Source organism: Rhizobium sp. YTU87027, from assembly GCF_050644135.1.
Lineage (GTDB): Bacteria > Pseudomonadota > Alphaproteobacteria > Rhizobiales > Rhizobiaceae > Rhizobium.
The window spans coordinates 1,898,373-1,910,434 of record NZ_CP098441.1; the positions used below are offsets into that span (position 1 = coordinate 1,898,373).

8 protein-coding genes are annotated in these 12,062 nt (G+C 59.6%); 4 read left to right on the forward strand and 4 right to left on the reverse strand.

Translation table 11 applies throughout. The features are described 5' to 3' along the window. Window positions 1-94 precede the first annotated feature (94 nt). Both NBG89_RS27980 and NBG89_RS27985 read left to right on the forward strand, forming a co-directional pair. Entirely contained in the window at window positions 95-1,801 is a 1,707-nt protein-coding gene (locus tag NBG89_RS27980; RefSeq protein WP_431323530.1) for a type I secretion system permease/ATPase, read from the forward strand. An 83-nt stretch (window positions 1,802-1,884) separates the two neighbouring features. Then, window positions 1,885-3,198 (forward strand): HlyD family type I secretion periplasmic adaptor subunit, encoded by a 1,314-nt coding sequence (locus tag NBG89_RS27985; protein WP_431323531.1) that lies wholly within the window; start codon window positions 1,885-1,887, stop codon window positions 3,196-3,198. Between the two features lie 246 nt (window positions 3,199-3,444). On the opposite strand, the gene NBG89_RS27990 is transcribed toward NBG89_RS27985, so the two are convergent. From NBG89_RS27990 to NBG89_RS28005, 4 genes are all read right to left on the reverse strand, one after another. Continuing rightward, the gene (locus NBG89_RS27990) at window positions 3,445-4,527 is read right to left on the reverse strand and encodes an acyltransferase family protein (RefSeq protein ID WP_431323532.1); all 1,083 of its coding nucleotides are present in this window, start codon (window positions 4,525-4,527) and stop codon (window positions 3,445-3,447) included. 63 nt (window positions 4,528-4,590) lie between these two features. Then, a complete protein-coding gene (locus NBG89_RS27995) occupies window positions 4,591-5,586 on the reverse strand; it encodes a glycosyltransferase (protein ID WP_431323533.1) in 996 nt (331 codons plus the stop codon). A 108-nt stretch (window positions 5,587-5,694) separates the two neighbouring features. Beyond that, window positions 5,695-6,828, reverse strand: coding sequence for a glycosyltransferase family 4 protein (locus NBG89_RS28000; RefSeq protein ID WP_431323534.1), 1,134 nt, complete (start codon window positions 6,826-6,828; stop codon window positions 5,695-5,697). A gap of 81 nt (window positions 6,829-6,909) precedes the next feature. Continuing rightward, window positions 6,910-8,235: an NAD(P)-binding protein gene (locus NBG89_RS28005; protein ID WP_431323535.1), complete on the reverse strand. Its 1,326-nt coding sequence runs from the start codon at window positions 8,233-8,235 to the stop codon at window positions 6,910-6,912. 284 nt (window positions 8,236-8,519) lie between these two features. On the opposite strand from NBG89_RS28005, the gene NBG89_RS28010 reads away from it, so the two are divergent. Then, on the forward strand, window positions 8,520-10,484 hold the full coding sequence (locus NBG89_RS28010) for a hydrolase (protein WP_431323536.1): 1,965 nt from the start codon (window positions 8,520-8,522) through the stop codon (window positions 10,482-10,484). Between the two features lie 127 nt (window positions 10,485-10,611). Beyond that, window positions 10,612-12,051: a lipopolysaccharide biosynthesis protein gene (locus tag NBG89_RS28015; protein ID WP_431323537.1), complete on the forward strand. Its 1,440-nt coding sequence runs from the start codon at window positions 10,612-10,614 to the stop codon at window positions 12,049-12,051. The last annotated feature ends 11 nt before the right edge of the window (window positions 12,052-12,062 follow it).

Sequence of the window (12,062 nt, forward strand, 5' to 3'; positions counted from 1 at the left end):
TCGCGGTGGCGAGCTCCACAGTCGACCTCCTCCTCGATTGGCATGAGGAAAGCACGGTAAAAGCCGCCTGCGGTACTATGAAAGAAGAAGTATCATGTTTGCTTTCATGAACCTGAGTGTTTTCGGCGGTCTTGTTGCCGCGAGCTTCGTCATCAACTTGCTGGCACTGACCGCGCCGCTGTTCATGCTGCAGATCTACGACCGGGTTCTGGCGAGCGGAAGCGTTCCGACGCTGGTCGGCCTCGGTGTTCTTGCGCTCGGGCTTTACGGTTTTCAGGCAGCACTCGAGATCCTGCGCTCGCGCATCCTGCTGCGCATCGGCGAGCGCTTCGACCGGGATCTTTCGGACCGGGTGCATGTGGCGGTCACGCGCCTACCGCTCATCGCCCGTATGCCCGGCGACGGCCTGCAGCCGTTGCGCGATCTCGATAGCGTGCGCGGCTTCCTGTCCGGCGCCGGCCCCACGGCGCTCTTCGACTTTCCGTGGATCCCGCTCTATCTCGGCATCTGCTTCATCTTCCATTTCTGGCTCGGCATGACGGCGCTTGCCGGAGCGATCGTGCTGGTCTCGCTGACGCTGCTGACGAACCTCCTTTCGCAAAAGGCAATCAAGGAGGCGACGACCCATAACATGGCACGTAACGGGCTCATGGAAGCCGCACGCCGCAATGCCGAGGTCGTCCATGCGATGGGTCTTTCGCGCCGGATTGGCTCGCGTTGGCAGAAAACCAATTCCGACTACCTGACGGCGAACCGCCGGGCGGGCGATGTCACGGGAGGCCTTGGTGGCCTTTCCAAGGCGCTGCGCGTCATCCTGCAATCGACGATCCTCGGCGTTGGCGCATGGCTGGTCATCAATCAAGCAGCGACGCCCGGCGTGATGACCGCCGCCTCGATCATGATGGGCCGTGCGCTTGCCCCGGTCGATCTCGCTATCGCCAACTGGAAGCCCTTCCTGATGGCGCAGCAGAGCTGGACCCGGCTACAGGAGATGCTGAAGAAGGTGCCGGAACAACCGCCGGTCATGCCGCTGCCGAAGCCGATGCGGGAACTGCGCGCCGAAGCGCTGACCATTGTTCCTCCGGGCGAACGCAAGCCGAATGTCGCCGGCGTCGGCTTTGTCATGGAGCGCGGAACCGCACTCGGCATCATCGGGCCGTCGGGCTCGGGCAAGTCGAGCCTCGTGCGGGTGCTGGTTGGGGCATGGGGGCCGGCGGCCGGGAATGTCCGCCTCGACGGGGCCAGCCTCGACCATTGGGACAACGAGGCGCTTGGCCACCATGTCGGTTATCTGCCGCAGGGTGTGGAACTGTTCGATGGCACCATCGCCGAGAACATCGCCCGCTTCGAGGACGATCCCGATCCGAAGGCGATCGTGGCGGCGGCGAAAGCGGCAGGCGCCCACGAATTGATCCTTTCCTTCGAGAAGGGCTATGAGACCCGCATCGGCGAAGGCGGCTCCGCCCTGTCGGCCGGTCAGCGCCAGCGTATCGGCATCGCCCGCGCGCTGTATGGCAATCCCTTCCTCGTCGTGATGGATGAGCCAAACGCCAACCTCGACGCCGAGGGCGAGGCAGCTGTGGTCAGGGCCATCGTCTCGGTTCGCGAGCGCGGCGGCATCGCGATCGTCGTCGCGCACCGGCCGAGCGCGATCAGCGTCGTCGACAAGGTGCTGATGATGGAGGGTGGCCGCCAGCGCGCCTTCGGTCCGAAGGACGAGGTGCTGTCAAAGGTTCTGCAGGTGGCTCCTGCTCCGGGCTCCGCGGTAAGGGCCATGCAGAAGCAGGAAACAGGCTCATGAACGAAACCGAGCGCAGGCGATGACCAGAGACGCCGAAGAGCAGGTTGGCAAAGCCAGAACAACAGAAGGATGGGGGACATCCCATGACCGGGATTGATAGAGACGGCGGCCTTTCCGCTTCCATTCGCCGGCACTTGCTCGGCAGCCTCGTGATGTGTGGCGGCCTTGTCGTGGGCGTTGGCGGCTGGGCATCTACGACGAACATTGCCGGAGCCGTGGTGGCGTCCGGGAGTTTCGTCGTCGACTCCTATGTGAAGAAGGTTCAGCATCCGACCGGCGGCGTGGTTGGCGAAATCCTGGTTCATGAGGGCTCGGAGGTGAAAGCCGGCGACGTGGTGCTGCGCCTCGACGCCACGACAACGCGCGCCAATCTGGCGATCGTCACAAGACGGCTGGATGAATTCCAGGCGCGCTTCGCGCGGCTCGGGGCCGAACGCGACGACCTGCCGGCGATCGTCTTTCCCGACAATCTGCTGGCTCGGCGCGACGATCCCGAAATCGCAGCGATCCTGCACGGTGAGGAGCGGCTCTTCGCCATCCGCCGCGAGGCGCTGCGAAGCAAGACGGCGCAACTGCGCGAACGCATTCTCCAGTATCAGCACGAGATCGAGGGGGTGAAGGCGCGGGAGATCGCCTATACCGACGGCATCGAAGTGCTCGACAGGGAAATCGCCTCCCTCACCTCCCTGCGCACGCGGGGTGTGGTGTCGGACCAGCGGCTCAACAGCCTCAAGACCGAGCGCGCGACCTTCGGCGGCGACCGCGGCGAGCAGATCGCCGCTCAGGCGCAGGCCGCCGGCCGCATCACCGAAACGAACCTCCAGATTCTCCAGGTCGATCGGGATCTAAAGGCCGAGGTCGGACGGGAACTGCGCGATACGCAGGCGCAGATCGGCGAGTACGTCGAGCGGAAGATCGCCGCCGAGGACGAGCTGAAGCGCACCAACATCGTCGCTCCGCAGTCCGGCATCGTCCATTCGCTCCAGGCGCATACGATCGGCGGCGTCCTGACGTCCGCCGATCCGATCATGCTGGTCGTGCCGGAGAATGACAACCTGGCGCTGGAGGTGCGGATCGCGCCGAAGGACATCGATCAACTCCAGATCGGCCAGAGGGCGGTGCTGCGCATGTCGGCCTTCAACCAGCGCACCACGCCGGAGCTGAATGGCCATGTAAGCCTCGTCGCCGCCGATCTCACCACCGACCAACGCAGCGGGCTTTCCTACTACCTCGTGCGCATAGCCGTGCCGCCTGAAGAACTGAAGAAACTGGATGGCCTGACGCTGCTGCCGGGTATGCCGGCCGAGGCCTTCATCCAGACCAGCGAGCACACCGCGCTGTCCTATTTGGTCAAACCGCTCACCGACCAGATCAACCGGGCCTTCCGGGACGAATAGGCGTCCTGAAGCGCGTCTGCCTTGCGGAGAGCAGCTTCTACTTGCCGCCTTCGCGGCCTTGACAAGGGCGAGAAAGGATCGAGCCCTGGCAGGAACCTGGATGTCAGCGCACTGCGTCCGCTTTGGCTCCTAGCGGTCGTCCTCCACTTGATTGGTCCATGGAGAGCGGAAAACAGGTCAAGGCTGAACGAAACAACGGGCGGGAGAATACCGGTTATCTCGATGAAGACAGTCTCGATCTCAAATCTATGAGACAACAGCAGGAACAGTCATTCGTTTTACACCGATGCGCCGAGAGAGGGCTCGACGAACCGGCTTATCGAAATACTCGAGCGCAATATGACTGCCTGCGATAACCGCGAGCACGACAAGGGGAACCTCGACCAGAGCGTTCCTTGTGCCGGTCAACGCTTGAAGAATACCGTTGACCCAGCAGAAAATCGGATAGTGCAAGGCATAGATCGGGTAAGACAGATCGCCCAGGTATTTGGTCAGGCTCTCCTGGACTGCGCCCATCTTCACGCCTGAGCCAGTCCAGACAAGGGCAGGAGCCAGAACGAACTTCCAAAGCATTTTCAAAGGAAATGCTGCCTCGAACGGAGCGTAAAACAGCAACAACATCAGCCCCGTCAAGCACCAGAACAGCACGCTGAACATCTGGGGCTTTTTCAACAGGACTACTCGATCGAGATGGAAAAGCAGCACACCGATCGAAAACGACGAGCCTACATGTGCAAGGCCGAGCCAGAACGTGTCGGTCGTGTCGCCACCAATGCCGAAGACGAACACGCATGTCGCCGAAGCAATGAAGGTCGCCGCAGCGATCGAGATCTGAGGACCGAACCGGACACTCCACCAGGCTGCGTTGGCCACGACCTCCAGAAACAACGAGAACTGCGGACCATTGAGCGGAAACAACTGTGGCCCGCCGATGTTGGACGGGGCCCACAGGAAGGGGATGTTCAAGGCGCCTGTGAAGAACGCAAACAGCAGCGTTGAATACACGATGTCGCTGGCCTGCCACGAAGCCTTCAACAGGAGATAGGAAAAGCCGATCGCAGTCGCCAGGACGATCAGAGGCATAAGCCTGACCGCACGCATCAAGAGAAACGCCCAAAGGTTCACGGTATCGACCCTTTGGGAATAGGCCAACGCCAATACGAAGCCGCTCAGGGTGAAAAACATGTCGACTGACAGATTTCCATTGGCTGCAAGTCCCGGGACATCGAGCCATCGTTCAAGGTGAAAAAGCAGCACCGACACCGCAGCCACGCCCCTTACTCCGTCGAGGGCAGGATAGTGCTTCGTGGACCTCTGATTGCTCACCATGGGCATTACCCCTCTCATCCTCGCCCCTTTTTCGTCACTTGATCGCCTCTGGAGCAATGATCCTTACACTCCAAAGCAATAGGCCAGATCGCGAGCGACCGACCGCCAGCGCAAGCGGCTGTTCTGTGCGCTTCTGTAGTGTCCTGCCAAAATGAGACGCACGAGCTCGGCAAGTGCCAAATGGCGGTCAAGCTCATAGATGTTTCCGCGGGCCTCGACCTGCCTCAAGGCGGCAGCGTAGACGCCAAGTGCAACCTCGCGCCGAAAACCTGGAAAGTGAGCCTCGGTCGTGCGCGGCAATCTCTTGATGCAACCGAGCATTCCGCGAGTGGCTTCAATATAACCAAGGTTCTTCTGCCGGATGTCGGTACCTTGTGTTGGCCTGCGTCCACTTTTGCCGAACAGGTTTGACGCGTGTTGGCGGTAGCAAACAAGGGGTTCGGCGATCTCCACTGTCTTGCCAAGCGTCTGCGCCAGGAAAAACCCCCAGCGGTCATGGGCGATCAGATGCTTTGGCTCGATGTAATCAACAAATCGCTCGCTGAATGGCAGCGTATTCAACACGTCGCGTCTCACCATCATGGAAAATCCCAAGAAGGTGTGCCAGACGTCGTAAAACAGCGCCGGCCTGACGCTGGTTCTTTCTATTCCTTGATTGAGGCTGCCGATCTGCGTTCCTGAACCATCTATCAGTTTGGCCTGATGGACGATCTGGGTGACGCCTTCCGCTGTAAAAAAACCTTGGCAAAGCTCCAGCTTGTCGTGCCGCCAGATGTCGTCCTGATCACAAAACGCGATCCAGTCTCCGGTGGCCTTTGACGCCGCGTTGAGGAAGTTTTCGCGAAAGCCGAGCGCCGGCTTGTTCTTTAATCGTCGGACGGAAAACGACGCCCTCGTCTCAAACGAAGCAAGCAGCGCATCGGTACGGTCCGTTGAATTGTCGTCGCTAACAATGACTTCGAATGGGCTGACCGTTTGTGAAAGGAGACTTTGCAGCTGCTGATCCAGATAGCGCTCGCCATTGAATGTCGCCAAGACGATTGAAATTCTCTGGTTCACAACCGACCTCTAAAACTCAATGGCCAGGCGCGTCTGGCAGGCTTTCCGGCGGGCCTATTTCACGGGCGTTGAGACAACATCAATGATTGAGGCAAAGTCTTGCGTGGGCTATTTGCGATGACCTGACGAGAGTGCGTCTGCAGGCGAGCGTGATCGCTCGGTCTCTGCATTCTTTTGCGCTGGCGCACTCTTCGACAAAGCTGCCAGATAGACCTGCATCGTCTCGCGCGCGACCCTATCGATCGTCAGATGCTCGAGCCGAACTTGGCTGCGCGCCTTCCACGTATCGATCTGATCGGGCCTTTCCAGGAGGTCGGCGAGCGTGCGGGCCAACGACTGAGGATCGCCGGGGGGGACAAGCATCCCCGCCTCGCCCTGTTCGAGCAGCTGCGGGATACCGTCTACCTTTGTTCCTATGACGGCGCAGCCTGCCTCGCGTGCCTCGGACAGCACCAGGGGTGCAGGGTCTGCGTGCGATGGCAAGACGAAGATATCTGCGCCGAGCATATAGGGATATGGATCTGCCGTCGGGCCAACGAAAGTGATGGCCTGCTTGCAGGAAAGTTGCGAGGCCATGTCCACATAGGCCTGCTTGAACGGACCGTCGCCGACGACATAAAGGTGCGCGTCGGGATTGGAGCGATGGACGATTTCGAACGCTTGCAAGAGGTCCGGCAATCCCTTTCGAGGATGCAGCCCGCCGACAAACAGAATACTGGGCGAGGAAAGTGCGGCAGGCACTTCACTGCGTTGATCGGCCCGAGCAGAGCCAATCGTGCCGTTTAAGACGACGCAAAGCCGCGAGGATGGAACGCCTCTCCTGCGCATGGAGGCACCGACGACGTCGCTGACCGCGATCACCCGCGTTCCAAGCCCCATCAGTGTGGCGCTTTTTTCAAACTCGTTGTGGACCGTCGTGATCAGCGGAATGCCAGCAAGCCTGCAAACAGGAAAGGCAAGAACCGCGCTCGTCATCATGTGGGCATGAACGATCTCGGCGTCGAAATCACGGACATGACCCCGCAAGTGAACGAGTGCCTTGGCGAGGTTTGGAAAACTGCGCTTGTGATCGACGACCACTGTTTTAATGCCATTTTTCTGCAGCAGGCTGTCGAAGTCCCCTCCTCCGCTTGCGACACAGACATCGTGGCCGTGCGCCGCTTGGGCGCACGCAAGGTCAACGGCAGCGTGAACGTGCCCATTGAGGCGTTGCGTGTGATTGAGGACATGCAGGATACGCATTGCAGACCTTTCATCTTTCCACTTTGCAAAGGCGCCAGACAGTCGGCCAGCGCTGTCGTTGCGCCGGGCTGCTGGACGCGACTAGTTTCTTCCCAATGCCGCTTCCACCTCGATCGTCGAGACGCGCGCAGTCGGCTGGTAATTGAAACCGCCTTGGCGGCCGATCGATTCGATCCCGAAGGCCTTCAGCGCCTCGATTGCCTGCGCCGCATGCTGTGACGCGCCCTTGCTGTAGATCGGGTAGGCGCTCTCTAGAATCTGGCTGCCTTCGAGTGTGAGATCACCGTCAAACAGACCATTCGCCCGCGTGTGGCGACGGAAGTCCTCTTCGGCCTGATCGACTGAAACGACAGAGCCCGCAATCACTTCGACTGCGAAATACTCCCGCCCGTTCACGCGACCGTAAAAATCGGAGTAGACCGTCAGTCGCTTCCAGGCGCCATGATGAGAGAAGTTGTAAATGATCGACTGCGAAAAGCCGCGATCACCGGCAAAGCTGAAGTAAAGCGAGATAAGCGTAATCGTGTCCAGCGCTGATTGCGATGGCAGGCCACATAGGCGCTCGGCCGCCGGAATTGGAATTGTCGAGATCACCCGCTTGGTGACGACGACGCCATCAGCCAAGCTTACCTCGAAGCCGTCATTTATCTTCAGGATGGCCCGTGTCCCCGCCGACAGCCGGAACGACACGCCAGCATCTGTCAAACGTTTAACGGCCGCGTCGTAGAGACTGGCAAAGCCTTCCTTTGGTCGTGCCAGTTGACGGTTGACCGGGCCGGCAGCCGTGCGTGGCCTCACGACCTTCTTAAACAGGGTAGCAATTGAGGCATGCTCGGAGATCCATCCCATTCTCTTGCGCGCAAGATCGAGGTCGATCTGTTCAGGCGCAATCCCGTAGAAGCGCTTCATGTAGGTCTCGAGACCGGACCTTTGCAGCAGATAGTCCCCGATCCAATAGCGCGCAAAATCTCGCGCGTTGCTCATCCTTCGGCAAAACAGCCGCGCATAAAGAACGGAAAGGGCAATGCGTGTCAGACCGACGGGCCCTGCCGCGATAATATCATCGCGCACCGAAATCGGATAAACGGTGATCCTTCCCTGAGGATTGAGGCGTCCCCAGGTCGGATCAATGGGCAGGTAGGACGGCAACAGCTCCGGAAAATGCCGCAGAAGTGGCGAGTCATCCTGAAATATCAGGCTGCCGACATCGAATGTGTAGCCATCGCGCGACGTCCAGTCCATGTGGTTGCCGCCGACGTGGCCATAGTCATCGATGACAAGCGTATGCTTTCCCTGTTGGGCGAGAACCGAGGCGGCAACAAGTCCTGAAATGCCCGCGCCAAGAACGACGGCGTCGAAATGCGGGAACTTGGATATGGGCACGACCTGTAGGCTTGCTTCATCCATTCTATGCTCCGCCAGAAGCTCTTGGTGCGGCGCAACATTAAACTTTATTATTGGGAATGTCGACAACCTAAAGCAACAAATATGTAAAACAATTCGCCATCAAATATATTCACGCAAAAGAGACTTAATGTCTCAAGAACTATCGATATTTTCGACTTGATAATGAACATTTTCTGCTATTACATGCTGCCGGCATCCTCTCGCGGGTGCAGCATTTTCCGCAGGGACCGGGACATGGGCTCGCGGGCAGAACATGTGATGGATCGACGGCGAAGGGGTATTCTGTGCTGCGGCGAAACCTCGATCTTCTACAGGGCCCGCTGGAGAGCGTCGGGCTGATCTCGAGCGATGTATTCGACACGCTGTTGTTGCGACAACCACGATCGCAACGCTCGCGCATGATGGAAGGCGAGCGGCGCTTTGCCCGGCTTCTCAAGGATGAGGGACTGCGCGTCAACGCCGAGGAATTGTTGCAGGCCCGCCTGCTTGCAGAACGGCTGGCCTATCGGGCGCAAAACGTTGGCGGTGGCGTCGGCGAGGTCAGGCTTTGCGATGTCGTCGAACGCCAGCTGGCAGTGCTCGGCCTACCGGCAGCGCTTCTTGGCAAGCGGATCGACATCGAGATGGCGATCGAGAAAAACTCCCTTTTCGCCAACGGCGCCCTGGCGATGGCCCTTCGCGAGCATCGCCAGGCAGGCATTCGCGTCATAGCGGTCTCCGATACCGCCCTTTCGAGCGACCGACTGAGCGAGCTTTTGAACTATTTTCATGGTCCAGGGCTCGTCGATAAGGTCTATTCCAGCGCCGAACTTGGTGCGACCAAACGCTCCGGAAGGCTGTTTTCCGCCGTACTTGAGGCAGAAAAGCTGTCGCCCTCACGCATGCTGCACATCGGCGACGACGAACTGGCCGATCACCTGGTTCCCCACAGGATGGGCATTCAGACCATCCACGTCCCCAAGGGTCGCCTTCGACGCTTGATGACGCGGGCCGACGCAGCGCGCACCGAGGCCATGAGAGGCGTGCGACGGCAGTTCTTTGCCCAGAGCCAGCCTCTTCCTGCTCTTGGCGACCAGCCATCCTTCGGTCGCGCCGTCTTCGGACCGATCGTTGCACAATTTTGCCTGAACATCTGGCTCTATGCGCGCCAGGCCGAAGCCCAGGGCGGAACGCTGGTGTTTTGCGCGCGCGGCGGCATCGGCATCCGCGAGGCGTTCGAGCGCTTGCTCGCGCGTCTGGGGCTACCGCTTCTCATCAAGCGGGACAACATTTTGATTTCCAGATTGGTCGCTGCGCGAATGGCATTGGAGGCGCGAAGTCCTTCTGTGCTCGACGAGCTCAGCCGGGAATTTGCAAAAAACAGCTTTGCCGAGGTGGCCGCCTTTCTGGGTGGCAGGAAATACGCGCTCCCTGCCACATGGGACAAGCGCTTTGTCGCCGGACGGTTCTTCGACATCCTCGGCACCGACGCGGGAAAGGACGTGCTTGCAGATGTCATCAGTCAGAACGCCCTCTTCAGGCGCCATCTCGACGCAATTGCCGGAAATGACCGGCGCGTCATCCTCTGCGACACCGGACTTTACGGAAGTACCCAGAAGCTCCTGGCTGCAGCAATGCCCGAACGCCATTTCGAGACGATCCAGTTTGCCCGCTGCAACTACAAGGGATTGAGCGAAGACCACTTCCCCGAACTTTCCGGCCTGGTCGTTGAGGACAACCTCTATAATCCATTCAAGGTCGAAACGGTTATCCTGCGCTACTGGCACGTCATCGAAAGCCTGTTTGAACCCGCTATTCCTTCCGTGCGGCTACTTACGCTTCGACAGGACGGTCATGTCGAAGGCAATTGCGGAGAGATCAGCTACGGCAAGGTAGACACGAGCGCCGGTAACCCACTTCTGACCGGAGCTCTCGACTATATCGAGAGCATCACCGACGGCAGGCAAGTGATGCGCGATGCAACGGTTTCCTGGTCGCGCCTGAAGCAGGCGATCACCAATCCGACTGCGGCCGACGTGATCGCACTCGGTGTCGGATTCCGCTCGGTTGACTTCGGACGTTCCGAAAGCGTCAACGTCTTGAACCGGCCGGATCAGGCAGGCCTTTCCCTGAGATTGCAATCGATAAAGTCGCAGCTGTGGCGGGAAGCAGCGATCGCCCGGGATTTTCCGCGTCTGAAGTCTGCACTTCTTCCTGCGTTGGAGTTGGCACATATCGTGCGCGGCGTGACAGCCCGCCTGCAGCGATGAGCGCGCGAGGCAACCGGGATGCCGGCGCGAGCGCGATTGACGTGAACAGCAAGCTTGCAGAGCGCCAGCAATGCTGGCCATTGACCGGTTATGACGCTGCCGCGTTTCTAGCGGGCTGGAGTATCTGATGCTGGCATTCAAGACTATCCAGGGCGCCGGTTGGCTTGTCTTCTCCCGCTTCGTCGGGCGCATCATCGATTTCTTCACATTGCTCGTTCTCGCCAGAATTCTGTCGCCATCCGACTTCGGCCTGGCTGCACTTGCGACCTCGCTTGTCCTCGTCGTCGACACGGTCCTCGAGGTCCCCGTGACGCAGGCTCTGGTGCGATTGCCCGCCGTCGACAAGAGCCACCTCGATACGGGATTTACGCTCAGTATCATAAGAAGCGGTTTCATCGCCGTCATCGTGCTTTTGGTCGCCTATCCCTTCTCACTCTTCAATCACGAAGCCCAGTTGCTGCCATTGGTCGCGGTATTGGCCATCGGCCCGGTCGCCAGAGGTTTTGTAAGCCCGGCAATGGTGAAGTTTGCCCGTCAGCTCGGCTTTCGGCAGACCTTCATACTGGAGCTATCCGGGAAGCTGTGTGCCAGCGTCGCAGCAACCGTCGTCGTCCTTTCAGGCGGCGGCTACTGGGCAATCGCTGTAAACTCGGTCGTGGCGTCGATCGCATCCACCGTTGCCTCCTATGTTCTTGCGCCCTATCGTCCGGGATTGTCACTTTCGCGACTGCCAGACTTTGCAAGCTTCATCGGCTGGTTCAGCTCCGCCCAGATTGTCTCGGCTCTCAACTGGCAGTTCGACCGCTTCCTCGTTGGCGCGCTTGCCGACCGCCCAACGCTTGGACGCTATGCTGTCGCCAACGATGTCGCGGTCATCCCCACGCAAAGTATCATCGGGCCGGCTCTCCAGCCGGTCATGGCTGCGTTTTCACAGATCAGCGCCGACCGTGCGCGGGTGAGGCATGCATTTTTGAAAGCGGCGCGCTTCGCGATGGTGATATCGGTACCGGCTTGCGTCGGCATTTCACTGACGTCGGATCTCGCTACCGACCTTCTGCTTGGACAGAAGTGGAAGGAGGCCGCGCCACTCCTCAGCGTGCTCGCGCTTTCGGTGGCTCCCATCCCGTACTTCCAGACGCTTTACTCGGTCAGCCTTGCGCTTGACCGGCCCAACATCATCTTCCGCCTGAACGCAACTGATCTCCTGTTGCGTCTGGTCCTGCTTTCTGCAGGCTTTTACCTGGGGTCGGTCATGGGCGTCAGCTTTGCCCGCGTCGCTCTGTCGGTGCTGATGTTTGCCTTTTATCTCAACGAGATAAGAATGCTCCTTGGTCTCGGGATTGGTGAACAACTCCATAACCTGTGGAAGATTGGATTTGCGGCGAGCATAATGGCGATATCGGTCTGGCTGTTGCGCAAGGGCCTGGCCGGCCACCAGCTGAACGATGTTCTCGAGCTTGCACTTGTCGCAGCCGCCGGAGCTGCAGCATACGGCGTCACGCTGCTGATCCTCGGAATCCGGTTGATTGCGGGGCGAGGACGTCTGGAGCTCGTCGACCGCGCGTGAGCGGTCAGGGT